Origin of the sequence: Actinokineospora iranica, from assembly GCF_900101685.1 — a bacterium.
Lineage (GTDB): Bacteria > Actinomycetota > Actinomycetes > Mycobacteriales > Pseudonocardiaceae > Actinokineospora > Actinokineospora iranica.
Genome location: NZ_FMZZ01000012.1, coordinates 30,135 through 54,323 on the forward strand (window position 1 = coordinate 30,135; position 24,189 = coordinate 54,323).

The 24,189-nt window shown below is 71.1% G+C and carries 20 protein-coding genes, 1 tRNA gene and 1 pseudogene; 13 read left to right on the forward strand and 9 right to left on the reverse strand.

Translation table 11 applies throughout. From position 1 onward, the window contains the following. Nucleotides 1-144 precede the first annotated feature (144 nt). Nucleotides 145-217 (reverse strand) — tRNA-His (locus tag BLS56_RS22455). A 74-nt stretch (nt 218-291) separates the two neighbouring features. Then, nucleotides 292-900, reverse strand: coding sequence for an oligoribonuclease (gene orn / locus BLS56_RS22460; RefSeq protein WP_091454431.1), 609 nt, complete (start codon nt 898-900; stop codon nt 292-294). A gap of 160 nt (nt 901-1,060) precedes the next feature. Between orn and BLS56_RS22465 the strand changes: the two genes are divergently transcribed. Beyond that, nucleotides 1,061-2,539, forward strand: a complete 1,479-nt coding sequence (locus BLS56_RS22465) for a glutamate--cysteine ligase (RefSeq protein WP_091454433.1) — start codon at nt 1,061-1,063, stop codon at nt 2,537-2,539. A 548-nt stretch (nt 2,540-3,087) separates the two neighbouring features. Here the strand turns inward: BLS56_RS22465 and BLS56_RS22470 are convergent. The 3 genes from BLS56_RS22470 to BLS56_RS22480 all read right to left on the reverse strand — a co-directional run bounded on the left by BLS56_RS22470 (nt 3,088) and on the right by BLS56_RS22480 (nt 6,401). Beyond that, nucleotides 3,088-4,590: a PH domain-containing protein gene (locus BLS56_RS22470; protein ID WP_091454435.1), complete on the reverse strand. Its 1,503-nt coding sequence runs from the start codon at nt 4,588-4,590 to the stop codon at nt 3,088-3,090. After that, a complete protein-coding gene (locus BLS56_RS22475) occupies nt 4,587-5,078 on the reverse strand; it encodes a PH domain-containing protein (RefSeq protein WP_091454438.1) in 492 nt (163 codons plus the stop codon). The genes BLS56_RS22470 and BLS56_RS22475 overlap by 4 nt, the downstream gene beginning before the upstream one ends. 90 nt (nt 5,079-5,168) lie before the next feature. Further along, complete coding sequence (locus BLS56_RS22480) at nt 5,169-6,401, reverse strand: NAD(P)/FAD-dependent oxidoreductase (protein WP_091454439.1); 1,233 nt, start codon at nt 6,399-6,401, stop codon at nt 5,169-5,171. Between the two features lie 182 nt (nt 6,402-6,583). On the opposite strand from BLS56_RS22480, the gene BLS56_RS22485 reads away from it, so the two are divergent. Next, nucleotides 6,584-6,787 carry a hypothetical protein gene (locus BLS56_RS22485; protein ID WP_091454442.1) on the forward strand — a complete coding sequence of 68 codons (204 nt, stop codon included), beginning with the start codon at nt 6,584-6,586 and terminating at the stop codon, nt 6,785-6,787. Between the two features lie 67 nt (nt 6,788-6,854). Continuing rightward, nucleotides 6,855-8,774, forward strand: coding sequence for an SDR family oxidoreductase (locus BLS56_RS22490; protein WP_091454445.1), 1,920 nt, complete (start codon nt 6,855-6,857; stop codon nt 8,772-8,774). Nucleotides 8,775-8,882: 108 nt separating this feature from the next. Here BLS56_RS22490 and BLS56_RS22495 read toward each other — a convergent pair. Then, nucleotides 8,883-10,040 (reverse strand): annotated as a pseudogene (locus BLS56_RS22495) (Bcr/CflA family multidrug efflux MFS transporter); the annotation flags it as partial. A 286-nt stretch (nt 10,041-10,326) separates the two neighbouring features. Between BLS56_RS22495 and BLS56_RS22500 the strand changes: the two are divergent. Together BLS56_RS22500 and BLS56_RS22505 are read left to right on the forward strand one after the other, a co-directional pair. Beyond that, nucleotides 10,327-11,340, forward strand: a complete 1,014-nt coding sequence (locus BLS56_RS22500; protein WP_091454446.1) for a tetratricopeptide repeat protein — start codon at nt 10,327-10,329, stop codon at nt 11,338-11,340. A gap of 162 nt (nt 11,341-11,502) precedes the next feature. Beyond that, nucleotides 11,503-12,666 carry a lactate 2-monooxygenase gene (locus BLS56_RS22505; RefSeq protein WP_091454449.1) on the forward strand — a complete coding sequence of 388 codons (1,164 nt, stop codon included), beginning with the start codon at nt 11,503-11,505 and terminating at the stop codon, nt 12,664-12,666. A 1-nt stretch (nt 12,667) separates the two neighbouring features. On the opposite strand, the gene BLS56_RS22510 is transcribed toward BLS56_RS22505, so the two are convergent. Continuing rightward, on the reverse strand, nt 12,668-14,326 hold the full coding sequence (locus tag BLS56_RS22510) for a bifunctional 3'-5' exonuclease/DNA polymerase (protein ID WP_228771842.1): 1,659 nt from the start codon (nt 14,324-14,326) through the stop codon (nt 12,668-12,670). Between the two features lie 173 nt (nt 14,327-14,499). Here BLS56_RS22510 and BLS56_RS22515 point away from each other — a divergent pair, with 173 nt between their 5' ends. Next, on the forward strand, nt 14,500-16,062 hold the full coding sequence (locus BLS56_RS22515; RefSeq protein ID WP_228771854.1) for an acyl-CoA synthetase: 1,563 nt from the start codon (nt 14,500-14,502) through the stop codon (nt 16,060-16,062). Nucleotides 16,063-16,204: 142 nt separating this feature from the next. On the opposite strand, the gene BLS56_RS22520 is transcribed toward BLS56_RS22515, so the two are convergent. Both BLS56_RS22520 and BLS56_RS22525 read right to left on the reverse strand, forming a co-directional pair. Continuing rightward, nucleotides 16,205-16,996 (reverse strand): pentapeptide repeat-containing protein, encoded by a 792-nt coding sequence (locus BLS56_RS22520; RefSeq protein ID WP_091454452.1) that lies wholly within the window; start codon nt 16,994-16,996, stop codon nt 16,205-16,207. 10 nt (nt 16,997-17,006) lie between these two features. Continuing rightward, entirely contained in the window at nt 17,007-17,576 is a 570-nt protein-coding gene (locus BLS56_RS22525) for a TetR/AcrR family transcriptional regulator (protein WP_091454455.1), read from the reverse strand. Between the two features lie 77 nt (nt 17,577-17,653). Between BLS56_RS22525 and BLS56_RS22530 the strand changes: the two genes are divergently transcribed. The 7 genes from BLS56_RS22530 (at nt 17,654) to BLS56_RS22560 (ending at nt 24,044) form a co-directional block, all read left to right on the forward strand. Further along, entirely contained in the window at nt 17,654-18,862 is a 1,209-nt protein-coding gene (locus tag BLS56_RS22530; protein WP_091454458.1) for an acyl-CoA dehydrogenase family protein, read from the forward strand. Continuing rightward, a complete protein-coding gene (locus tag BLS56_RS22535; protein WP_091454461.1) occupies nt 18,859-19,668 on the forward strand; it encodes an SDR family oxidoreductase in 810 nt (269 codons plus the stop codon). The genes BLS56_RS22530 and BLS56_RS22535 overlap by 4 nt, the downstream gene beginning before the upstream one ends. Next, nucleotides 19,658-20,407 (forward strand): SDR family oxidoreductase, encoded by a 750-nt coding sequence (locus BLS56_RS22540; RefSeq protein ID WP_091454464.1) that lies wholly within the window; start codon nt 19,658-19,660, stop codon nt 20,405-20,407. The genes BLS56_RS22535 and BLS56_RS22540 overlap by 11 nt, the downstream gene beginning before the upstream one ends. Then, nucleotides 20,404-21,486, forward strand: a complete 1,083-nt coding sequence (locus BLS56_RS22545) for a phosphotransferase family protein (protein ID WP_091454468.1) — start codon at nt 20,404-20,406, stop codon at nt 21,484-21,486. Before BLS56_RS22540 ends, BLS56_RS22545 begins: the two co-directional genes overlap by 4 nt. Then, a complete protein-coding gene (locus tag BLS56_RS22550) occupies nt 21,483-22,148 on the forward strand; it encodes a histidine phosphatase family protein (RefSeq protein ID WP_091454470.1) in 666 nt (221 codons plus the stop codon). Before BLS56_RS22545 ends, BLS56_RS22550 begins: the two co-directional genes overlap by 4 nt. Before the next feature lie 9 nt (nt 22,149-22,157). Then, nucleotides 22,158-23,150 carry an SMP-30/gluconolactonase/LRE family protein gene (locus tag BLS56_RS22555; RefSeq protein ID WP_091454472.1) on the forward strand — a complete coding sequence of 331 codons (993 nt, stop codon included), beginning with the start codon at nt 22,158-22,160 and terminating at the stop codon, nt 23,148-23,150. A 123-nt stretch (nt 23,151-23,273) separates the two neighbouring features. Next, nucleotides 23,274-24,044, forward strand: a complete 771-nt coding sequence (locus BLS56_RS22560; RefSeq protein ID WP_091454475.1) for a serine protease — start codon at nt 23,274-23,276, stop codon at nt 24,042-24,044. The last annotated feature ends 145 nt before the right edge of the window (nt 24,045-24,189 follow it).

Genomic DNA, 24,189 nt, shown 5'->3' on the forward strand with positions numbered 1-24,189 from the left:
TCCCATCGACCCGCACGTCCTGCTGGGGCACGGCTGGTTCAGCAACCGCTCGCACCGTGGGGGGTTTGGGGGGGGGTCGCCCCCCCAACATGACGAAGGCCGACCCGGTCCGCGCTCTCCGCGGACAAGGTCGGCCTTCGGCCGGGTGAGTGACGGGACTTGAACCCGCGGCATCCTGGACCACAACCAGGTGCTCTACCAGCTGAGCTACACCCACCATCGCTCCGCCGGACCGTTGAGCCCGGGGTGCGTGAACATCCTAGCGTGTCCGGTCCGGGAGACGAAAACGGGTTAGGTCTGTGGGGGGTTGAGGACCGCTTCGGCGACGGCCCTGGCCTCTTCCGTGGTGGGGCCGGGCTGCGGGACGAAGGCGGTGCCGCGGTAGTAGCGCAGCTCGCGGATGGACTCGAGGATGTCGGCGAGGGCGCGGTGGGCCAGGCCCTTGTCGGGCTGCGCGTAGTAGATGCGCGGGTACCAGCGCCTGCAGAGTTCCTTGATCGAGGACACGTCCACCATGCGGTAGTGCAGGTGGGCGTCGAGGGCGGGCATGTCGCGGGCGATGAAGCCGCGGTCGGTGGCGATGGAGTTGCCGCACAGCGGCGCGGTCCGCACTTCGGGGACCCAGGCGCGGACGTATTCGAGGACCTTCTGCTCGGCGTCGGCCAGCGTCAGGGTGGAGGCCCGCACCTCGTCGGTGAGGCCGGAGCGGGCGTGCATGTCGCGGACCACGTCGGGCATACCGTCGAGGGTCGCGTCATCGGCGTGGATGACCAGGTCCACTCCGTCGCCGAGGACGTTCAGCTCGGAGTCGGTGACCAGGGCGGCGATCTCGATGAGGGCGTCTTTGCCCAGGTCGAGCCCTGTCATCTCGCAGTCGATCCATACCAGGCGGTCCATCACCTGTCGGAGCTTAGCCGCCCGTGTTCTGACCGCGGTCACGGTGATTGCCCGGCGCGGTTGAGCACCGTGGGCGACGGGGTGGCCACGGTGGGCTGGCGGGTGCGTCCACTTGGCCTAAGCCCTGTGGCGCGACCGTCGGCGATGGATCACGCTGGAGCGCATGGGCAAGGACGTCGAGTCGACGGAGTTCACCCGGGCCGACCGGCAGCGGTTCCGGCAGAAGGTGCGGCGCTGCCTGGATGTCTTCGCGCAGATGCTGGCCGAGTCCAGGTTCGACCACGGCCGCCCGATGGCGGGGCTGGAGATCGAGTTGAACCTGGTCGACAACGCGGGCGACCCGTCGATGCGCAACGCGCAGGTGCTGGCGGCGATCTCGGACCCGGCGTTTCAGACCGAGCTGGGCCAGTTCAACATCGAGATCAACCTCCCGCCGCAGCGGCTGGACCCGGACGGCTTGAGCCGGTTCGAGAAGCTGGTCCGCGCCGACCTCAACGAGGCGGAGGCGAAGGCGGCCAGAATCGACGCGCACATCGTGATGGTCGGCATCCTGCCGTCGTTGCGGCGCAAGCACATCAGCTTCGAGACCCTGTCGGCCAACCCGCGCTACAAGCTGCTCAATGAACAGGTGCTGGCCGCCCGCGGCGAGGACCTGGAGATCGACATCACCGGCGTCGAGCGGCTGGTGGCCCAGGCGGACTCGATCGCCCCCGAAAGCGCGTGCACCAGCGTCCAGTACCACCTGCAGGTCGCGCCGGAGGACTTCGCGAAGTTCTGGAACGCCAGCCAGGTCATCGCGGGCATCCAGGTCGCCTTGGGCGCGAACGCGCCGTACCTGTTCGGCAAGCAGCTGTGGGCCGAGACCCGCATCGCCCTGTTCGAGCAGGCCACCGACACCCGCCCGGACGAGCTCAAAGCCCAGGGCGTGCGCCCGAGGGTGTGGTTCGGCGACCGCTGGATCACCTCGATCTTCGACCTGTTCGAGGAGAACGTCCAGTACTACTCGGCCCTGCTTCCGCTGACCGACGACGAAGACCCGGCGGAAGTCCTGGCCCGCGGCGACACCCCGCAACTGCACGAGCTTCGCCTGCACAACGGCACCGTCTACCGCTGGAACCGCCCGATCTACGACGTGGTCGACGACCGCCCGCACGTGCGGGTGGAGAACCGCGTGCTGCCCGCGGGCCCCTCGGTCGTGGACACGATGGCCAATGGCGCGCTCTACTTCGGACTGGTGCGGGCGCTGGCGGACCAGGATCGTCCACTGTGGACGCAGATGAGTTTCGCCGCGGCCGCGGACAATTTCCACGCGGCCGCTCGCGCGGGTATCGACTCTCGGGTGTACTGGCCGGGGGTGGGGGAGGTGCCGGTCACGGAACTGGTGCTGCGTCGGCTGTTGCCGATGGCGCATGACGGGTTGGACGCCTGGGGTGTTTCCGCCGCGGATCGTGACCGGCTGCTGGGGGTGATCGAGCAGCGGTGCATCACCGGGCGCAATGGGGCTACTTGGCAGGTGGAGACGGTGAAAGGGTTGGAGGAGAACACTTCGGTCAACCGGGAGCAGGCTTTGCGGGAGATGGTGCGCCGGTACGCGAAGCACATGCACACCAACGAGCCCGTGCACACCTGGCCGGTTTCTTAGGGCTCGCCTGCTTCTGCGGGGGTTGGCTGTCGGGGTTGGCTCGATGGGGTGGAGTGGTTTCTTCGGGGCCCCTACGAAGGAAGATCCCGTCGCGGGGAAAGACGGGTGGGGAGCCTTCGGCCCCACGACCACGGCGAGTTTAGGGATCTTCCTTCACCCCCGAAGAAACCACTCCACCCCATCGAGCACTTGGCGGGCGCTGGTTCGGCCTGGCAGGAGGGCAGGTGGGCTGCACCGCAACCATCGAGCACCTGGCAGGGCCGGGCTTCGTTGGCAGGGGGGCGGGTGTGCTTCTTGAATCCTTCGAGCACCTGGCGAGGTCAGGTGCGGTGGCAGATGCTCGGGGCCACAGTCGGCCTGTTTCGCCGCCCACAGCCCCACACAACAAACCCCGCCCACCCTGGGGGCCGAGCCCTGTTCCATCCTATCGGCGCAGGTCAGGGCGGGAAAGAGGGTGAGCTTGGCCTGTGGATAACTCGCGATCATGGGCACGGTGGGTGCCAGTGGGTCGCGCGATCGTGGTCGTGGGTCGCCCGAAGGTGGTGGTCTCAGGGGGTGAGGAACTGGCGCAAGAGGTCGGGGACGGCGGTGTCGGCCAGGGCCAAGCCGTCGGGTTCGGCGATGTCGGGGACGGTGTAGCCGCCGTTGCCCGCGGCGGTGATCGCGGTGATGGAGAGCAGGCCCGCGCGGCGTTGGAAGAGGGTGCGGGTGATTTTCCAGCCGACGATGCCGGTGCGTCGCAGTGCGATGGTGCGGCGGTCCAGGGAGCCGGAGCGGGTGACCAGGTAGCGGTCGGTCAGGGTGTGGCCGAGGTTGCGGTAGCGGTCGAGTCCGATGAGGACGGACAGGGGGATCAGGGCGGTGCTGGTGATCCACAGCCATTCCGGCCAGGCCGCGGTCAGGGTGAGGGTCAGCAGCGCGGCGGTGAGAGCGACCGCGGGGAGGACGGCCCGGATGAGGCGGCGGGTGCGGGCTTGGGGCGGGTGCGGGCGCAGGCGGGCCGTGGTGGGGGCGGTGGGGACGCGCAGGACCGCTGCGGTGACTCGGTCGGCTTCTGGGCGGGGGGCGGGTGGGAGCAGGAGACTGCTGTTGGCCTGCCGGTTGAGGCCGGTGCTCACCGCGGTCAGGCGGGCGCCCCGGCCCGCGCGCAGGAGCAGCGGCTCGTGGAGGGCGACGCCGCGTAGGCGTTGTTCCTCGATCGACACCGAGCGGGTGGTGAGGAGGCCGCGGCGGACGCGGAGGGTGCCGTCGGCGTGCCGGGTGAGGCGGTACGCGTGGTTCTGCAGCAGGTAGGCCACCAGCGACGCCAGCACCGACAGGACCAGCACCAGCGCCGCGGCCACCGGGATCACCGCCGTCCAGTCGGCGTGGGTGAGCCAGCCGAACACCTGGCGCACGACGGCGACATCGGAGAACTCGAAGTCCAGCTCGTTGGCGAGGTTCATCCCGAAGCCCACCATGACGGCGATGCTCAGCAGCCCGGACAGGCTCAGCGGCGCGTACCGGTACCAGCGGTTGTCCAGCCGCGAGATCGGCGTCTCCTCGACCTCTTGCACCGCCTCCGCGACCGCGGGGCGGTGCAGGAAGACCTGCCGCAACCGGTCGGCCTCGGTTGCGGTCACCGCGTCGAGCAGCACGCCTTCGCCGGGGGTGCGTTCCTGTTGCCCGGTGCCGACGCGGACGGCGGCGAGCCCGAACAGCCGGTGCCCGAGCTTGGCGGTGAGGTCGACAGTGCGGATGCGGTCGCGCGGGATGGCGCGGCGCTGCCGGAACAGCACGCCCTTGTGCAGCTCGACCTGCGTGTCGGTGATGCGGTATTTCGTCGTCAGCCACGACAGCAGCCCGTAGGCGACGATCAGGCCGACCGTGCCGACGCCGATCACCACCCGCCAGGTCTCGACGTTCCCCACGACCACCAGCGCGAACAGCAGTGGCAGCAGCCCGAGCAGCTCGTTGAGCGGCCGCACCACGATCATCCGGGCGTCCAGCCTGCCCCATTCCTGGGCGGGCTCGACGAACTCGGGGGCGGCGGGCAGCGTCGACTGGGTCATGTCGCGTCCCCCGGGGTGGCCTGGGTGGTCGCGGCCAACTCGTCCACGATCCGCGCGGCCACGTCCTCGTCCAGGCCCGCGATCTTCACCGGGCCCTGCGCGGACGCGGTGGTCACGGTGACCGTGGCCAGTTTGAGCAGCTGTTGCAGCGGCCCGCGCGCGGTGTCGACGGTCTGGATGCGCGACACCGGAGCCAGCCGCCACTCCTCGTTGATCCACCCGCTGCGGGTGAACACCGCGTCGCCGGTGGTCTCCCAGCGGTGCACGCGGTAGCGCCAACGCGGCATGACCAGCACATGCACGACGCCGACGACCGCGCTCACGGCCAGCGTGACCCGCAGCCACCCCGGCGGGGCGTCAGCCAGCAGGACCACCAGCCCCTGCCCGACGACGACCACGGCCCACCCGATCACGGCCTGCAGCGTCCACTGGATGATGGCGCGCTTGCTGACCAGGTTCGCGGGCGCCCGCAACTCCGTCTTCTCCACACCCCCAGTCTGCCCGCAAGTCGAATACGCCGACGTCAGCCCTTGGGACTATCGAGGACGTCATCCATCACCCGGTCGAGGTGGACGCGGCTAGAGCAAGTCCGGCAGCGGTGCGGTGCGCAGGTCTTCGGCGGTCACCGGTTGCTGGAAGTCCACCAGCGCCTGCAACGCCGCCCCGTCGTCCCACTGGTTGACGTTCATGGCCGCCCGCACCCGGCCGCCGCGGGTCCAGAAGGCGGTGAACTCGCGGGCGGCGAGGTCGCCGCGGACGACCAGGTCATCGGTGAAGGGGTTGGCCAGGCCGCGGACTTCCATGCCCAGGTCGTACTGGTCGGAGAAGAAGTACGGGCTCTTGGCGTACGGTTCCACGTCGCCCACCAGGACACCGGCGACGTGCGTGCCCTGGTCCTTGGCGTTGGCCCAGTGCTCCACCCGCACCCGCCGCCCGTAGCGGGGGTGGAAGTGGGCGGCGATGTCGCCGACCGCGTACACGCCCGGGGCCGAGGTGCGCAGGGTGGCGTCCACCGCGACCCCGCCGCCCGCGACCGAGTCGGACAGTTCCAGGCCCGCCGCCTTCGCCAGTTCCAGGCGGGGGGACGCGCCGACGCCGACCAGGACCACGTCCGCCGGAAGTGTCGTCCCGTCGTCGAGGACCACCTTCGTGACGACGCCTTCCGCGCCGGTGAAGGCCGTGACGCCGGTGTTGAGCCGCCAGGTGACGCCGTTGGCCGCGTGCAGGTCGCGGAAGACCTCGCCCACCTCCGGGCCCACCGTCTTGTGCAGCGGCAGCGGCAGCGGCTCGACCACCGTGACCTCCGCGTCGTGGGCTCGGGCCGCCGCCGCGGCCTCGCAGCCGATCCAGCCCGCGCCGACGATCACCACCCGCACGCCCGCGCCGAGCGCGTCGCGCAGCGACAGCGAGTCGTCCAGGGTGCGCAGGGTGCGCAGGCCCGCCAGGTCGGCTCCGGGGATCGGCAGCGTGCGCGGCGCGGAGCCGGTGGCCAGGATCAGCCGGTCGTACGGGATGTGCTCGCCGTCGCCGTCCACCACCGCGCGTTCGCCCAGGTGCAGGCCAGCGATCTCGGTTCCGGTGCGCAGGTCGATGTTGTGCTCGTCGTAGAAGTCCTCGTCGTGCACCCACTCCGGCTCATCCGCGTCGCCGAGCAGGATCGCCTTCGACAGGGCGGGCAGCTCGTACGGGCGGTGGGGGTCGCGGCCCGCGAGGACGATCTCGCCGAGGAAGCCGCGTTCGCGCAGCGTGCCCGCGGCGGAGGCGCCCGCGAGCCCGGTTCCGACGATGACGATCCGGTGCGGCTCTGCCATGGCAGACCTCCGTGGACTCAGACCCCCGTTGACTCGGTGAGCCAGAGGTTAGTCCTGCGCCGGGTCGGGCGCGCCCCGGAAAATCTTGAAGCCGTCTAGCCATTTGTCGTCACCGATGGTTACTGTCCGCGTCCCACCTGTGACAGGTTCAGGTGAAATCGCACAGTCGAAAGGATGGTCGGGTGAACAGCCATAGAGAGTGGTCGGTCAGTTGCCGCGATATCGCCGGGCGCAGGCGGGAGGTGACGGTCCTGGTGCGACAGGGCCAGGTGGTGCTGGTGGCGCCGCCGGGCGAGATGGCGATCTTCACGCCGCTGGATGTGGGCAGGCTGCGGGCGGCGCTGCGGGACGCGGTGGTGGACGCCTCGGTCGACTCGAATCAGTGAGTTTGCGGTCCCCATCTTCCTACCGACGAGTAGGTAATGTCAGAATCTGCGCCAAGGAGGCACAGTGATGACAACCTATTTCGTCACCGGTGTGACAGGTTTCCTCGGACGGCGGCTCGTCGAGCGCCTGCTGGAGCGACCGGATTGCGCCGCGGTGCACGTTCTCGTGCGCCCGCGGTCGATGGAGCGCTTCACGGCGGCAGCGGCCCGCTGGTCCCGACCCGACCTGGTGATCCCGGTCGTCGGCGACCTCACCGAGCCCGGCCTCGGCGTCGACCCGGCCCCGCTGACGGGGCGGATCGACCACGTGGTGCACTTCGGCGCCGTCTACGACCTCACCGCCTCCGACGCCGCCAACCGTGCCGCCAACGTCGACGGCACGGCGCACGTGGTCGAGTTCGCCGCGGTGGTGGGCGCGCGGCTGCTGCACCACGTCTCGTCCATCGCCGTCGCGGGCGACCACCGCGGCCGGTTCACCGAGGCCGACTTCGACCTGGGCCAGCGCCACCACTCGCCGTACCACGCGACCAAGTTCGCCGCCGAGAAGCTTGTGCGCGACCAGGACAAGGTGCCCTACCGGGTCTACCGCCCGGCCGCCGTCGTCGGCGACTCGCGGACCGGCGAGACGGACAAGGTCGACGGCCCGTACTACTTCCTGCCCGCCCTCGCCCGCCTGGCCCGGCTGCCGTCCGCGCTGCCGCTGGCCGCGCCCGACCTCGGCGCGACGAACCTGGTCCCGGTCGACTACGTGGTCGAGGCGATGGCGCACCTCATGCACGTCGACGCCCCGTCCGGCACGACTTACCACCTGGCGGAAAACGGCGAGCAGCGCGTCGTCGACGTCGTCAACGCGTTCGCCAGGGCCATGGGCGCGCCGCGAATCCGCACGACGCTGCCGGTGGCGCTGCCCCGCGTGCGCAAGGTCGGCCCGGTCGCCGACGCGGTGCTGGCCGAGCTGGGCGTGCCCGGCGCGGTGCTGCCGCACCTGGACCTGCCCACCGTGTTCGACTCGTCGGCGACCGTGGCCGCGCTGGTCGGCAGCGGGGTCACCCTGCCGGAGTTCGACTCCTACGCCGACAAGCTGGTGTCCTACTGGGCCGAGCACCTCGACCCGGAGCGGCCCTGGCTGCGCGCCGGGTCGCTGCGCGGGAGGCGGGTCGTGGTCACCGGCGCGTCGTCCGGGATCGGCCGGGCCACCGCGGTCGCCGCCGGACGGCGGGGCGCCGTGGTGCTGCTCGTCGCCCGCCGCCAGGCCGAGCTGGACCAGGTGCGCGCCGAGATCGAGGCGGCGGGCGGCACGGCGTCGGTCCACCCGTGCGACCTGACCGACGCCGACGCGGTCGACGCGCTGGTCAAGGACCTCGGCGTGGTCGACGTGCTGGTCAACAACGCGGGCCGCTCGATCCGCCGGTCGGTGCGCCTGTCGGTCGACCGGCTGCACGACTACGAGCGCACGATGTCGCTGAACTACTTCGCGCCGCTGCGGCTGACGCTGGGGCTGCTGCCCGGGATGCGCGCCCGCGGCTTCGGCCGGATCGTCAACGTCACCACCATGGGCCTGCAGACCGACACGCCGCGCTTCGCCGCCTATGTGGCGTCGAAGAGCGCGCTGGAGGCGTTCGGGCGGGCCGCGGGACGCGAGCTGCTGGCCGACGGGGTCACCGTCGTCTCGGTGCGGATGCCGCTGGTCCGCACGCCCATGATCGGCCCGACCGCGGTCTACCGGGGGCTGCCCGTGATGTCGCCGGACCGCGCCGCCGCGATGGTGCTGCGCGCGCTGACGACCGGCGGCGAGGTCGTGCAGCGGCCGGAGGGGTTCGCGATGGAGCTACTGCGGGTCTTCGCGCCGAGCCTCGCCCGGCAGCTCCTCAATATCGCCTATCGAGTCTCCCCGGAATCGGCCCCGGAAGCCCGGCGGCGGGCCGAGCGGCCCATGGCCGTGCTCGCCACCGCCCTCGTGCGACCCCTGTGGCGGCGTCTTCGGTGAGTACAGCAGCTCCGGCGGAATCCGGTACTCGATCTCCACGGTAGGCGCCTCGCGGAACCTGACGTAGCGGCCGGGGCGGCGGCTGGTCGGCCGGATCAGGGCGAACGCGGCCAGGCCGCTGACCGACAGGCCCGCGACCACCAGGCCCATCGGCAGCGCCGTGTCGTGCCCGCCCAGGCCGACCAGCGGCGCGGCGAGCCCGCCGACGACGAACTGCAGGACGCCGAGCATCGCCGACGCGGTGCCCGCCCGGTGCGCGTGGTCGGCCAGCGCCAGCGCCATCGAGTTGGGCGAGACCATGCCCACGCTCGCGACCACCACGGCCAGGCCCGCGAGCAGGTACGGCAGCGGCAGGCCGCGCGCGATGGCGCCGAGCACCGCGAGCCCGCCCACCGCCGAGGCGACCAGCCCGGCGGTCAGCAGCACGCGCGGGCTGAACCAGCGCAGCAGCAGCCCGTTGAGCTGGGCGGTCAGCATCAGCCCCAGCGCGTTCGCGCCGAACACCAGGCTGAACTGCTGCGGGGACAGCCCGTGGATGTCCTGCAGCACGAACGACGAGCCCGCGATGTAGGCGAACATCGCGCCCAGGGTGAACCCGGCGGCGAGGCCGTAGGCGATGAACGTGCGGTCGGTGACGATGCGCAGGTAAGTGCGCAGGGTGCGGCCCAGGTGCGCGGGGCGGCGCGACTCGACGGGCAGCGTCTCGGGCAGGCCGAACGCGGAGACGACCAGCAGCACGACGCCGAAGCCCGCGAGGACGACGAAGACCCCCGACCACGACGTCCAGCGCAGCACCTGCCCGCCGATGATCGGCGCGAGCATCGGCGCGAGGCCGTTGACCAGCATCAGGACCGAGAAGAACCGGGCCATGGCCGCGCCGGAGAACAAGTCCCGCACGGCCGCGCGGGCGATCACGACGCCCGCCGCCGCGCTCACCCCCTGCGCGAACCGCAGCCCGATGAGCGTGTAAACCGAGGGCGCGATAGCGCAGGCCAGCGAGCTGAGGGTGTAGAGCACCAGCCCGATGAGCAGCGGCCGCCGCCTGCCGAAGGAGTCCGACAGCGGCCCGGCCACGACCTGCCCGGCGGCCAGCCCGACCATGAACGCGGTCAGCGTGAGCTGGACCTGCGACTGCCCCGTCGCCAGCCGCTCGGAAAGCTGCGGGAACGCGGGCAGGTACATGTCGATCGACAGCGGCCCGAAGGCCGTCAGCCCCCCGAGGATGAGGGCGAGCCGGGGCTTCGTTGCCCGGGGCGGCGGATACACCCGATCAGTCTAGGTACAAAAGCGTAGGAGACACCGCATCGGTGACGTAGACAGCCGATGACCCGTTCTCTCGGCGGGAATGCTCGCTGCGTGATAGTGCTCACCTATTCGGCTGACGTCAATCCGCAGTACGGTCGAGCCTCTTCGCTACGGTAAGTGCTGACTCGGGGTTGTGGCACGCGTCGGGGGAGAGATTCCGACTGATTTGTCGCGGCTGGGTGAGCGGGTCGCCGCCCGACCTGAACGGCGGCTTGACACACTGAACGCGAGACGGGCGGGAGGTGCCATGGCCGAGTCGGTCGACGCGGTGCTGGTCGAGGCCGCGCAGCTCACCGCGTCGGGCAAGCCGGAGGCCGCGATCGCGCTGCTGCGCCCGATCCTCGTCGTGCACCCGGACCACTCCGGCGCGTGGTGCCGCCTCTCCGCCGCCCTGCTCGACGCGGGCGACCCCCAGTTGTGCCTGGACGCCGCCAAACGCGCCATCACCCTGGGTGAGCGCTCCTGGGCGCACCGCCTCGCCAGCCTCGCCCTCGCCGAGATGGGCAGGCTCGACGAGGCCGTCGTCTCCGCCCGCGAAGCCGCCCGCCGCGACCCGGACGACTGGCGCGCCCACGTCGCCCTCGCCGAGGTCCTCGCCCACGAGAGCCCGGACGAGGCGCTGGCCGCGGCCACCCGCGCGGTCGAGGTCGCCCCGGAGGTGGCCCGCGCGCACGAGATCCTCGGCGCCGCCGCCGTCCGCGTCCGCGACATCGGTTTGGCCAAGCGCGCCTACGCCGACGCCGTGCGGCTCGACCCGACCAACGCCGACGTGCGCGCCGAACTCGCCCGGCTCGGCGGCCCGCGCCCGCAGCGGGTCGCCATCGAGCCGCTGCGGCGGCCGGAGCCGATGTTCGGCCGCGCCGAGCGGATCACCCTGTGGCTGGTCCTGCGCCGCTGCGCGGGCTGGCTGACCGCGGGCTCGGTGGTGCTCATGGTCGCCGCGCTGCCCCAGCCCAGCCCGCTGCTGGCGTGGTTCGCGCTCGCCCTGCTGCTGACCGTGGTCGGCCTGGCCGGGGCCGCGGTCCTGGCCACCCCGAGCGAGAACCGGCTCCCCCCGCGCGAACTCGCCCGCCGCGTCCCGCTGCTCGCCGCCGGGGCGGTGCTGCTGGCGTTGGGGCTGTTCACGCTGGCTATCTGGGCGGTTGCCCTGGCCTTGGGCGCGCTCGGCACGCACCTGCTGGTCCCGGCCCTGGTCCTGGCGCTCTGCGCGTCGGCGGTCGGCTGGTTCGGCCTCTGGCGAATGCGCTCGTTCGCCCGTTGAATCCGCTCTTTCTCGTCGCGGACCGGCCTGTTGATCTGCCTGCTTGCCACGGTCTTCGCCAGGAAGCCCGCTGAGCAACCTGAGTGGCGCTCGGGTCTGGCGCGGGGCGAACGCCGGTGTCAGACTCGCCCCCGCCCCGCATCCCGCACGGTGAGGACGTCCATGCCCGGTCAGCCCGCTCAGTACCAGAACGAGATCTACCTGCACGGGCTCGCCGACCAGGTGCCGCCGTTCACCACCGACGCGACGCTGGTGGAGTCCGTCGCGCGGGAGCGGATGGCGCCCGGCCCGTTCGGCTACGTCTCCGGCGGCGCGGGCTGCGGCGACACCATGCGCGCCAACCGGGCGGCGTTCGGCCGGTGGCGCATCGTCCCGAGGATGCTCACCGACGCCACCACCCGCGACGTCGCCACCACCGTCCTCGGCACGCCGATGGCCGCCCCGGTGCTGCTGGCCCCGGTCGGCGTCCAGTCGATCGTCCACCCCGACGGCGAACTCGCCACCGCCCGCGCCGCGGCCGCGCTGGGCGTGCCGATGGTCCTGTCCACCGCGTCGTCGTACCCGCTTGAGGAGGTCGCCGACGCCAACGGCGCAGGTCAGCGCTGGTTCCAGCTCTACTGGCCGAACGAGCCGGAGGTGTGCGCGAGCCTGCTGCACCGCGCCAAGCTGGCCGGGTACTCGGCCCTGGTCGTCACCCTCGACACCTGGACCCTGGCCTGGCGCCCCCGCGACCTCGACCAGGCCTACCTCCCGTTCCTGCGCGGCACCGGCGTGGCCAACGCGTTCACCGACCCGGCGTTCCTCGCTGGCCTGGCGAAGCCGCCGGAGGAGGACCAGGCGATGGCCGTGCTGCGCTGGGTCTCGATGTTCACCGGCCAGGACAAGCGCTGGGACCAGCTGCCGTTCCTGCGCGAGCACTGGGACGGCCCGATCGTCCTCAAGGGCATCCAGCACGTCGACGACGCCCGCAGGGCCGCCGACGCCGGGATGGACGGCATCGTCGTGTCCAACCACGGCGGCCGCCAGGTCGACGGCGCGATCGGCGCGCTGGAGGTGCTGCCCGAGATCGTCTCGGCGGTGGGGGACCGGCTGACGGTCCTGTTCGACTCCGGCGTCCGCACCGGAGCCGACCTGCTCAAGGCGCTGGCCCTGGGCGCATCGGCCGTCCTGCTCGGCAGGCCCTACGTCTACGGCCTGGCCTTGGCGGGCGAGGACGGTGTCCGCCACGCCGTCCGGAGCCTGCTGGCCGAGTTCGACCTGACCCTGGGTCTTTCCGGCCACCGCACCCCGGCCGACCTGACCCCCGAGTCCCTGCGCCACGCCTGACCTATTTGGCGTCGGCGTAGTTGGTGACCGTCTTGGCCTCCAGGGGAAAGCGGACGGCGGTCTCGGGGAAGACCAGCCTGCCTGCTTCCTCGGCCGCGTTCGCGATCTCCCGCGCCACCGCGTCCGCCGCCTCCGTCGGCGCGTGGACCAGCACCTCGTCGTGCTGGAAGAACACGATCCGCGCGCTCGGCGCGGTCGCGGCGAGGCGGCGGCGCAGCGTGGCCAGCATGGTCAGCGCCCAGTCGGCCGCGCTGGCCTGGACGACGAAGTTGCGGGTGAAGCGGCCCCATTCCCGGGCCGCCTGCCTGCCCGCCCGGTCGGCTGTCTCATCGCCGGTCACCGAGGTGCGTTCCCGCCAGGCGTCGCTCGGCGGCGGGCTGGTGCGGCCGAGGCGGGAGCGGACGACCCGGCCGTCCTCGCCCGCGCGGGCGGCCTGCTCCACGTAGTCCACCGCCACCGGAAAGCGTTTGCGCAGCACCGCGAGCAGCGGCCCGGCCTCGCCGCTGGTCCCGCCGTACATGGCTGACAGCATCGCGATCTTGGCCCGGCCGCGGTCGCCGTCGAACGCGTCGGCCGCCAGGCTGGTGTAGAGGTCGCTGGCGGCGGAGACCTCGGCGAAGCGCGGGTCGCCGGACAGCGCGCCCAGCACCCGCGGCTCCAACTGGGACGCGTCGGCGACAACCAGCGACCAGCCCGGGTCGGACCGCACGGCGGTGCGCAGCGCGCGGGGGAGTTGCAGCGCCGCGCCGCCCCGGGTCGCCCAGCGGCCGGACACGACGCCGCCCACCACGTACTCAGGGCGGAAGCGTCCGTTGTCCACCCACGAATCCAGCCACGACCAGCCGTGCGCGACATACAGCCGCGCGAGTTCCTTGTACTCCAGCAGCGGCGCCACCGCCGGGTGGTCGACCTCCTTGAGCACCCAGGCCCGCGCCGAGGCGATCTCGATCCCCTCCCGGGCGAACGCGCGGACGATGCTCGGCGGGTGGTCCGGGTTGATCGGCCTGCCCGCGAACGCCACCGAGATCCGCTCGGCCAGCGCCGCCAGCTTCGCGGGCCGCGCGCCGGGCAGCGGGCGCGGCCCCAGCAGGTCGGTCAGCAGCGCGGTGTGGACGTCGGCCCGCCACGGCAGCCCGTGGTGGCTCATCTCGGCCGCGGCCAGCCCGCCTGCGGACTCGGCGGCGACCAGCAGGCGCAGCCGGTCGGGGTGCGCGGTCGCGGCGATCCGGCGCTCCTGGTATTCCAGGACCGCGACGGCGGCGGCCACCGGGTCCGTGCCCACCGGCGTCGTGCCCCGGTCGGCTTCGAACAGGGTCGGCTGCTCGCCGCGGGCCGCCGGGCGTGGGTCCTCCGGTTCGGGCAGGCCACGGGGCCGGGCCCAGGCCGCGGCGAGGTTGCGCGGGCGGCCGGGGCGCTCCTCGAACGCCAGCAGGATGCCCTCGGCGAGCGCCAGGTCGTGGCAGCGGCCCAGCCGCACCCCGGCGCGCAGCAGCGCCGGGTAGGCGTCGTCGAGGCAGGGCAGCACCCAGCGCGGCGCCGCCCTGGCCTCGGCCTCACGCAGCCATCCGGCGAGATCCCGCACGTCACGGGGCTGATCCGGCCCGTCGAGGACCTGGACGCGGCCCGTTCCCTCCGCGCCCGGCACCACCACTACTCGCACATCGCGCATTCTGCGGCACGACTCTGACAAGTACTGCTAGTTGACTCTTGAGTAGGTATTACGGCACCGTTGCTACCGGTTGGTAACTCCGGGAGGTTTCGGTGACCGAGTATCTGACGCGTGTGCGCGACCTTGCTGCCAAGGTCCCCACCGCGGTGCGCAGCGTGGACGTCATGCGGAAGGCGGGTCTGGTCCCGTTCAGCCGCCCCGACCACATCCTGCGATCACTGGTCGCCGTGCGCAGACTGGGCCCCATCGCGGGCGCGGCGCAGGTGGCCGCGACCCGTGACCAGACCGCGGTCGGCCTGGTGGACGAACTCGGCGCGCTCACTTTCCACCAGCTCGACATCCGCTCCAACGCGCTGGCCCGCGCCCTGGCCGAGCAGGGCGTGACCGACAAGTCGGTCGTCGCGCTGCTGGCCCGCGACCACCGCGGCGCGGTCGAGACGATGCTGGCGACCGGCAAGCTCGGCGCCCGGCTGCTGCTGATGAACACCGGCTTCGCCAAGCCGCAGCTGGTCGACGTCGCCGCCCGCGAGGGCGTCACGGTGTTCGTCTACGACCAGGAGTTCACCCCGCTGGTCGAGGCGCTGCCCGCCGACCTGCCGCGGTTCCTGGCCTGGGTGGACGACCCGGCGGACAAGACCCGCACGCTGGAGCAGCTCATCGCCAGCGCCGACAACTCGCCGGTGTCCCCGCCCAAGGAGCCCGGCGGCATGGTCCTGCTGACCAGCGGCACCACCGGCACCCCCAAGGGCGCCCCGCGCCAGGTGCGCTCGTCGCTGGCCGCCGCCCAGTTCCTCGACCGGATTCCGCTGCACACCGGCGGCTGCACGGTGCTCGCGGCCCCGCTGTTCCACGCGACCGGCATCTCGCAGTTCATCATCTCCTTCGCGCTCGGCTCCGCGGTCGTCCTCCGCCGCAAGTTCGACCCGGAGGCCACCCTCAAGCTCATCCAGGACAACGTCGCCGACGCGCTCGTCGTCGTGCCGACCATGCTCCAGCGGATCATGGACCTCGGCCCCGAGATCCTGGAGAAGTACGACACCTCGTCGCTGCGCGTCGTGTTCACCGCGGGCTCGGCCCTCTCCCCGGAACTGGGCAACCGCGCCACCCGCGTCTTCGGCGACGTGATCCACAACGTGTACGGCTCCACCGAGGTCTCGGTCGTCACCGTGGCCACCCCCGAGGACTGGCGCGCCGCCCCCGGCACCGTCGGCCGCCCCCCGGTCGGCTGCAAGGTCGTCATCTACGACGAGGCCGGAAAGCCGATCACCGAACCGAACGTCACCGGCCGCGTCTTCGCAGGCAGCGGCCTGAGCTTCGCCGGTTACACCGACGGCCGGAACAAGGAACTCATCGACGGCCTCCTGTCCACCGGCGACCTGGGCCACTTCGACGCCGAGGGCCGCCTGTTCATCGACGGCCGAGACGACGACATGATCGTCTCCGGCGGCGAGAACGTCTTCCCAGCCGAAATCGAGAACCTCCTGGTCGAGTACCCCGGCGTCGTAGAAGCCGCGGTCTTGGGCGTCCAGGACGAGAAGTTCGGCCAACGCCTCAAGGCCTACGTGGTCATAGACGAGAACACCAAGGTCGCCGAGGAAGAACTCCTCGACCACGTCAAGAGCAACCTGGCCCGCTTCAAGGTCCCCCGCGAGGTCGTCTTCCTGGACGAACTCCCCCGCAACGCGACCGGCAAACTCATGCGCAAGCGTCTGCCAGAACTCGGCTGACCTCTGGCACGCCCGCTCCCAGCACTCGGCCTCCACACTGGCCAGGGTGCCCGGTGGGAGCGGGCGGACCAGCGCACCCGCCCCACCTGCCAGCCGCACCTGACGCTGCCAGCAAGCCCACCCAAGCAATCCCACACGGCAGTCACCAGTGACCAGGCCGCACCAATGCCCCCGGGATCTTCGTCCGAGCATCCCCCCGAGCGGCGTTGAGCTGCGTCTGGCAAAGAAACAGCGCACCGCTCAGGTCCGCGCCCCCAACCCGGGCATCCCGAAAATCGGCGCCAATCACATCAGCGAGGCGCAAATCGGCATCAGTGAGATCCGCGCCAATAAGATAAGCCCCACGCAGACTCACACCACGAAGATCAGCGCCAACCAGATTGGCGCCGATGAGATCAGCGTTCCGCCGATCCCGACGACGCCCCTGCACCCCCGCCCGCGCGAGTTCGCTGGCCCGCGAAAGCAGCGCGCTGACGTCATGGCGATGCGCGGCGACATCCACGTCCAGGATCGAAGAGCGGTTGGTCAGCTGCTCAGTCTCGGCCAACGCCCGGCGAAGGTCGGAATGCACCGGCCGCGCCGCGGGCAAGGCCAGCGCCTCGGTCAAATACCACAGCAGCTCATGGAGCTGGCGCATGATCGGCAGGGCGGCGAACATCTGTCGGGCGCTGCCCGGGTGGTTCCGCCAGTCCCGCCCGCCGAAGGTGACCTGGGAGACCTTCTGGCCTGCGCCGAAGCAGTCGTAGGTGGTGCAGCCCGCGAAGCCGCTGTCCCGCAGCCGGGTGTGGATGCCGCAGCGGAACTCGGGGGTCAGGTTGGGGCACGGCTCGCCCGCGGCCTTGTCGATGGCGAAGTCGGCGGAGGGGGCGAAGGCGAGGGCGACGCAGCAGAGCCCGAAGCAGTTCGCGCAGTCTGCCCGCAGGTTCGATCGCATGGATTCCTCCTCACGAGGCCGCGGCGACGACGTGGTCCAGGGTGGAAAGCAGCAGCCGGATAAGAGTCTCCTGGTCAGTGCGGCCTCGACCAGTCCATTCGATGGTCAATTCCTCGGTAAACGCCAGCCACGCGCGGATCGCGAGTTCGACCGGCTCCGACCCGCCCGGCTGTCCCAGCGCGGACAGCACGCGTTCGGTGATCGCGTTCTGGGTCTCGTCGTGGACGCGGCGGACCCAGTCGTCCTGGCCCGCGGCGCGGAACAGGCTCACGTACTGGGTGTGCCTGCGCTGGATGAACTCGACGTAGCCGGTGACGATGCCGCGCACGCCGTCGGTGTCGGTGTCGGCCGCGCGCAGCAGGCGCCGGGCCGCCGCGCGCACGACCTCGATGTAGTAGTCCTGCTTGGTCGGGAAGTAGTGGAACAGCAGGCTGCGGGAGATCCCGGCCTCGGCGGCCACCTCGTCGACGGTGATCTGGTGGATCGGGCGCGCGGTGAGCATCCGCAGGCCGATGCCGATGAGCTGCTTGCGCCGGTCCTGCGCGGTGCGCCGCACCCGGGGCGCGCTCGCCTTGGTCATCAGCCCTCCCTGTTGAGCGTCCCTCGACAATCAGGGTAGCTTGTTGAGCGACGCTCAATAGCAACCGGAGGTTCCCTGTGGACTTCGCGCACTCCGCCAAGGCCGCCGACTACATCGCGCGGGTAGGCGAGTTCATTCGCACCGAGATAGATCCGGTCGAACCCGGCTACCACCGCGACTTGGCCGCGCTTTCCGATCCGTGGGTAGTGCTGCCGGTGATCGAGGAGCTCAAGGCGAAGGCGCGCGCCCAGGGCCTGTGGAACCTCTTCCTGCCCGACGAGACGCACGGCGCGGGCCTGCGCACCGTCGAGTACGCGCCGCTGGCCGAGCTGATGGGCCGCTCGGCGATCGCGCCGGAGGTGTTCAACTGCAACGCCCCGGACACCGGCAACATGGAGGTCCTGCACCTCTACGGCAGCGACGAGCAGCAGGCCCGCTGGCTCGCGCCGCTGCTGCGCGGCGAGATCCGCTCGGCGTTCTGCATGACCGAGCCGGACGTGGCGTCCTCCGACGCGACGAACATGGCCGCCACCGCGCTGGTCAAGGGCGACGAGGTCGTGCTCAACGGCACCAAGTGGTTCTCCACCGGCATCGGCCACCCGAACTGCCGGGTCGCGATCTTCATGGGCCTGACCGACCCGGACGCGCCCAAGCACCAGCAGCACTCCATGGTCCTGGTCCCGCTGGACACCCCGGGGGTGGAGATCGGGCGGATGCTGCCGGTCTTCGGCCGCCACGACGCGCCATTCGGCCACGGCGAGGTCACCTTCACCGACGTCCGCCTGCCCCTGGACGCGATCATCGCCGGACCGGGCCGCGGCTTCGAGATCGCCCAGGGCCGCCTCGGGCCCGGGCGCATCCACCACTGCATGCGCCTGATCGGCCTCGCCGAGAAGGCGCTCGACCTGGCCTGCCGCCGCGCCACCGAGCGGGTCGCGTTCGGCAAGCCGCTGGCCAACCTCGGCGGCAACCGCGAGCGCATCGCCGACGCGCGCATCGCCATCGAGCAGGCCCGCCTGCTGGTGCTCAGCACCGCCTGGAAGCTCGACACGCACGGGCTCGCGGGGGCGCGCTCGGAGGTCTCGCAGATCAAGGTCGTGGTGCCGAACATGGCCCTGGGCGTGCTCGACCTGGCCATCCAGCTGCACGGCGGCGCGGGCATGACCGACGACTTCCCGCTGGCCGCTGGTTACGCCAGTGCGCGGGCGCTGCGCCTGGCCGACGGCCCGGACGAGGTGCACCGGGGCGTCGTCGCGCGCATCGAGCTCAAGAAGCACCAGTCGTGACCGGCCGGGTGCTGGTCACCGGGGCCGGGTCCGGCCTCGGCCGCGCGCTGGCGGCGCGGTGGGCCGGGACGGGCGCGCGGGTGCTGGTCACCGACGTCAGCGCGGGCGCTGCGGCGGCCGTCGCGGCCGAACTCGGCACAGAGCACCTGGTCCTCGACGTCACAGACGAGGACTCCTGGATCGCCGCGCGGCAGTGGTGCGAGCGGACCTGGGACGGGCTCGACGTGCTGGTCAACAACGCGGGCGTGGCCGCGTCCGGCCGCATCGAGACGGTCCCGATGGCCGACTGGGACTGGATCGTCGACATCAACCTCAAGGGCCCGGTGCGCGGCTGCCGCACGTTCGTGCCGGTGTTCAAGCGCCAGGGCGCGGGCCACATCGTCAACGTCGCCTCGATGGCGGCGATCATGAACCTGCCCACGATGGCCCCGTACAACGTGGTGAAGGCGGGCGTGCTGTCGCTGTCGGAGACGCTGCGGTTCGAGCTGGCCCCCTACGGGATCGGCACGACCGTCGTCTGCCCCGGGTTCTTCCAGACGAACCTGCCGGACCGCTCCCGCAACGCCGACCCCACGCGGGTCGACCTGACCGAGAAGCTGATGGCCGCAGCCACGGTGACCGCTGAAGACGTCGCGGACCAGGTGGTTGAGGGCGTCGCCGCCGGGGAGTTCCTGGTGCTGACCCACGAGGACGGCAGGCAATCCCACGAGTTCAAGCGGCTGCGCCCGGAGAAGTTCGAGGCGCAGGTCGTCGCTTTTTGGGACCGGTTGCGGTCGAAGATGGAGAAGGAGAACCGTGAGTCGTAAGAGGATCCTCATCACCGGCGCCAGTTCCGGGCTCGGCGAGGAAATGGCCCGCCAGTTCGCCGCGAAGGGCCGCGACCTCGCGCTCGCCGCCCGCCGCACTGAGCGGCTGGAGGAGTTGCGGGACGAGCTGGTCAAGGCGAACCCGGGCGTCAAGGTCGCGGTGCGGGCGCTCGACGTCAACGACCACGACGCCGTCTTCAAAATCTTCGGCGAGTTCCGCACCGAACTCGGCGGCATTGACCGGGTCATCGTGAACGCGGGCCTCGGCAAGGGCCAGCCGGTTGGCACGGGCTACTTCTACGCCAACAAGCAGACCGCGGAGACCAACTTCGTCGCCGCGCTCGCCCAGTGCGAGGCCGCGATGGAGATCTTCCGCGACCAGAACGCGGGCCACCTGGTGGTCATCTCCTCGATGAGCGCCATGCGGGGGATGCCCAAGAACCTGTCCACCTACGCGGCCACCAAGGCCGGGATCTCCACGCTGGCCGAGGGCATCCGCGCGGACACGCTCAAGACCCCGATCAAGGTCACCACCGTCTACCCGGGCTACATCCGCTCGGAGATGAACGACAAGGTGAAGAAGACCCCGCTGATGGTCGACACGGTGCCGGGTGTGCAGGCCATGGTGAAGGCCATCGAGCGCGAGGTCGGCTCGGCGTGCGCGCCCGCGTGGCCGTGGACCCTGCTCGGGTTCGCCATGCGGAACCTGCCGCTGGGCATCGTGGCCAAGATGTCATGAGCGCCCCGCGCGACGAGGCCCGCGACGTTCGCGCCGAGGACAGCTTCGACACCGCGGCGGTGCACGCGTGGCTCAAGACGGTCGTGGACGGGCTCGACGGCGAGCCCGTCGTGCGGCAGTTCCCCGGCGGCGCGTCGAACCTGACGTACCTGCTGTCCTACCCGGACCGCGAGCTGATCCTCCGCCGTCCGCCCGCCGGGCAGAAGGCGGCCTCCGCGCACGACATGCGGCGCGAGTACCGGGTGCAGCGGCAGCTCAAGCCGGTCTACCCGTACGTGCCGACCGTGCTCGGGCTGTGCGACGACGAGAGCGTGCTGGGCTCCGACTTCTACGTCATGGAGCGGATTCCGGGCACGATCCTGCGCGGGAACCTGCCCGAGGGCATGGCGCTGAGCCCCGAGCAGGCCCGCGCGCTTTCCACGGCGCTGGTAGACCGCCTGGTCGACCTGCACCGGGTAGACCCGGAACAGGCAGGGCTGACAGACCTCGGTAAGGGCGCGGGCTATGTCGGGCGGCAGGTGCGCGGCTGGTCCGAGCGCTTCGCCCGCGCCCGCACCGACAACGTGCCCGACTTCGCCGAGGTCATGGCCTGGCTCGCGGCCAACCAGCCCGACGACGTGGCCACCGTGGTCATCCACAACGACTGGCGCTTCGACAACGTGGTGATCGATAACAGAGTGCTCGACGGCTCTGTGTCTGACACAGACCTGGCCGTTGTCGGTGTCCTGGACTGGGAGATGTCGACCCTGGGCGACCCGCTGATGGACCTCGGCGGCGCCGTGGCCTACTGGGTGCAGGCCGATGACGACGACGTGTTCCAGGTGGCCCGCAGGCAGCCGACGCACCTGCCCGGGATGCTGACCCGCGCGGAACTCGTGGCGCACTACTGCGAGCGGATGGGCCTGCGGCCGGACAACTGGGCGTTCTACGAGGCGTTCGGCCTGTTCCGGCTGGCGGTGATCATGCAGCAGATCTACTACCGCTACCACCACGGCCAGACGCACAATCCCCGGTTCAAGGACTTCTGGATGTTCATCGGCTACCTGGAATGGCGCTGTCGGGAGGTGATTAGGCGATGAGTGCGGTTTATCTGTTACGGCATGGGCAGGCGTCTTTCGGGGCTGCGGACTACGACGTGCTCTCACCGACCGGCGAGCTACAGGCCAAGGTGCTGGGGGCGGAGTTGCGCGAGCGCGGGCTCGCCCCGGCCCAGGCGTGGTCGGGCACGCTGTCGCGGCAGCGGTCTACCGCGTCGATCACGCTTGCCGCCGCCGGGATAGACCTGCCCTGCCAGACGGACGAGAGGTGGAACGAGTACGACCACCTCGGCCTCGTCCAGCACCACCTGGCCGCGCACGAGACGAAGCAACCGGCGTCCTCCCGCGACTTCCAGGACATCCTCGACCGCGCGCTGCACGGCTGGATCAGCGACGGTGTGCCCGCGGGCCAGGCGGGCACGTTCGCCGACTTCGAGGGACGGGCCAACGCGGCGCTTACCGAGGTCGCGGAAAGCCTGGGGTCGGGCGGCACCGCCGTGGTGTTCACCTCCGGCGGTGTCATCGCCGCGATCTGCGCCCGCCTGCTCGGTATGCCCGGTGCGGGCCTGGTCTCGCTTAACCGCGTCGTGGTCAACGCCGCCGTCACCAAGATCGTGCACGGCCGATCGGGAGCCTCGCTGGTCTCGTTCAACGAGCACGGCCACTTCGAGGGCGCCAACCGCGAACTGCTGACCTACCGCTGAGAGGTGCGCATGACCCGTCCGAGGATCGACCCGGTCGTCTGGCACGCGCCGCGGCCCGGGCCACTCCCGGAGCCGACGCTGCCCCCGCTTACCGTCCTTCCGGTCAACGGTGCGGGCGCGGAGGACGTGCTGGTCGACACGTCCGGCCACATCTACACCGGCGTGGACGACGGACGGGTCTTGCGTCTCACACCTGACGGCACGCGGATAGACACCATCGCCGACACCGGCGGCCGTCCCCTGGGCCTGGAGCACTACCCGGACGGCCGGTTGCTGGTCTGCGACGCCCAGCGCGGCCTGCTCCTGGTCGACCGCGTCGACGGCGCGGTCGAGGTGCTCGTGCCCGCCGGACCCGGCCTGCGGGTCTGCAACAACGCCGGGGTCGCGAAGGACGGCACGGTCTACTTCACCAACTCCACCGACCGCTTCGACCTTCCGCACTGGAAGGCCGACCTGCTGGAGCACCGGGGCACCGGGCGGCTGCTCCGCCGCGACCCGGACGGCACAGTGGACACCGTGCTCACCGGACTGCACTTCGCCAACGGCGTCGCCCTGGCCGAAGACGAGTCCTATGTCGTCGTGGCGGATATGGGGGAGTACCGCCTGCGGCGGGTCTGGCTGACCGGTGTGGACGCCGGTAAGTCGGACGTGCTGGTCGACAACCTCCCGGCTTTCCCCGACAACATCTCCACCGGGTCCGACGGTCTGATCTGGATCGGCATGGCCAACCCGCGCAGCCCGCTCCTGGACGGGCTGCTGCGGCTGCCGCCGGTCCTGCGCAAGGCGGTGTGGGCGATCCCCGAACGGCTGCAGCCGCAGGTGGAGCGGTCGGCCTGGGTCCGGGCGGTGGACGGGAAAACCGGGCAGGTCGCGCACGACTTCTACGGCACGCCGGACAACTACCACATGGTCACCGGCGTGCGCGAGTACCACGGACGGGTGTACTTGGGCAGCCTGCATGAACCGGCGGTGGCTTTCTTCGACCTCAGTGGACACATGTAGTCAGCCGGGCCTCTCGAACGAGGAAAGCTGTTCGCTCACAAGGGTTTAACCTGGCATCAGCGGCCACTTTCCGGGGCATCCTGGCACTTACGTGCACACACAAGCACTTGTCAGGAGCCACCCATGTCCATCCTCGCGCGCGTCGCCGCCATCACCGCCCTCCTGTTCGCCGCGCTGGCTCCGCCCGCCGCCCACGCGGCGCCATGGGTGGTCGGCGGCACCCCGGCGCCTCCGGGCGCCTATCCGTGGGTGGTTCGCCTGTCCATGGGCTGTGGTGGCTCCCTCGTGTCACCGCAGGTAGTCCTGACCGCGGCGCACTGCGTCCGGGCGACCGGCCCCGACACGGAGATCACCGCAACCGTCGGCGTCGTCGACCTGTCCGACCCGACGGCCAAAGTGGTCTCTTCCACCTATGTCCATCGGGCGCCGGAGTTCATCGACGTCACCCAGGGCAACGACTGGGCGCTGATCAAGCTCGCCACGCCCGTCGAGCAGTCGGTGCTCGAACTGGAGCCAGCCGTGATCGAGACCGGGGAGTTCGCGATCATGGGCTGGGGCGCGGACAAGGAAGGCGGCTCCCAGCAGCAGGTTCTCCTGCACGCCAAGGTGCCCATGGTGGGCGACCAGGCGTGCGCGGACCGCTACAAGGTGGCGGGCTACCCGTTCATGCCTGCCGGGATGGTCTGCGCCGGACTGCTCGACACCGGCGGCGTCGACACCTGCCAGGGCGACTCCGGCGGCCCGATGGTCCTCGCCGACGCGGCCGGGGTGCTCAAGCAGGTCGGGATCGTGAGCTGGGGGATCGGCTGCGCGCGCCCGCAGTACCCGGGGATCTACACCGAGGTGGCCACCTACGACTCCAGCATTAAGGCGGCCATCACGTCGCTGCCATGAGCAGTTGGCCCGCCGTAGCTGTTACCTCCCGTAACATGCGCGGTGTCCGTCGTGGACTCCGGGGAGCAGGGGATCTCGGAGACCGCGGCGGCGGTCGGGGCCTGTGACGCACACCTCAGTAGCGCGGTGGGCAGGCGTCTCTCGA

Bases quoted from the DNA above. Each gene is read 5' to 3' on its own strand.
- BLS56_RS22465 (WP_091454433.1), top strand. From the start codon at position 1,061: ATGGGCAAGGACGTCGAGTCGACGGAGTTCACCCGGGCCGACCGGCAG.
- BLS56_RS22470 (WP_091454435.1), bottom strand. From the start codon at position 4,590: ATGACCCAGTCGACGCTGCCCGCCGCCCCCGAGTTCGTCGAGCCCGCC.
- BLS56_RS22480 (WP_091454439.1), bottom strand. From the start codon at position 6,401: ATGGCAGAGCCGCACCGGATCGTCATCGTCGGAACCGGGCTCGCGGGC.
- BLS56_RS22490 (WP_091454445.1), top strand. From the start codon at position 6,855: ATGACAACCTATTTCGTCACCGGTGTGACAGGTTTCCTCGGACGGCGG.
- BLS56_RS22500 (WP_091454446.1), top strand. From the start codon at position 10,327: ATGGCCGAGTCGGTCGACGCGGTGCTGGTCGAGGCCGCGCAGCTCACC.
- BLS56_RS22505 (WP_091454449.1), top strand. From the start codon at position 11,503: ATGCCCGGTCAGCCCGCTCAGTACCAGAACGAGATCTACCTGCACGGG.
- BLS56_RS22515 (WP_228771854.1), top strand. From the start codon at position 14,500: ATGCGGAAGGCGGGTCTGGTCCCGTTCAGCCGCCCCGACCACATCCTG.
- BLS56_RS22520 (WP_091454452.1), bottom strand. From the start codon at position 16,996: ATGCGATCGAACCTGCGGGCAGACTGCGCGAACTGCTTCGGGCTCTGC.
- BLS56_RS22525 (WP_091454455.1), bottom strand. From the start codon at position 17,576: ATGACCAAGGCGAGCGCGCCCCGGGTGCGGCGCACCGCGCAGGACCGG.
- BLS56_RS22545 (WP_091454468.1), top strand. From the start codon at position 20,404: ATGAGCGCCCCGCGCGACGAGGCCCGCGACGTTCGCGCCGAGGACAGC.
- BLS56_RS22550 (WP_091454470.1), top strand. From the start codon at position 21,483: ATGAGTGCGGTTTATCTGTTACGGCATGGGCAGGCGTCTTTCGGGGCT.
- BLS56_RS22555 (WP_091454472.1), top strand. From the start codon at position 22,158: ATGACCCGTCCGAGGATCGACCCGGTCGTCTGGCACGCGCCGCGGCCC.
- BLS56_RS22560 (WP_091454475.1), top strand. From the start codon at position 23,274: ATGTCCATCCTCGCGCGCGTCGCCGCCATCACCGCCCTCCTGTTCGCC.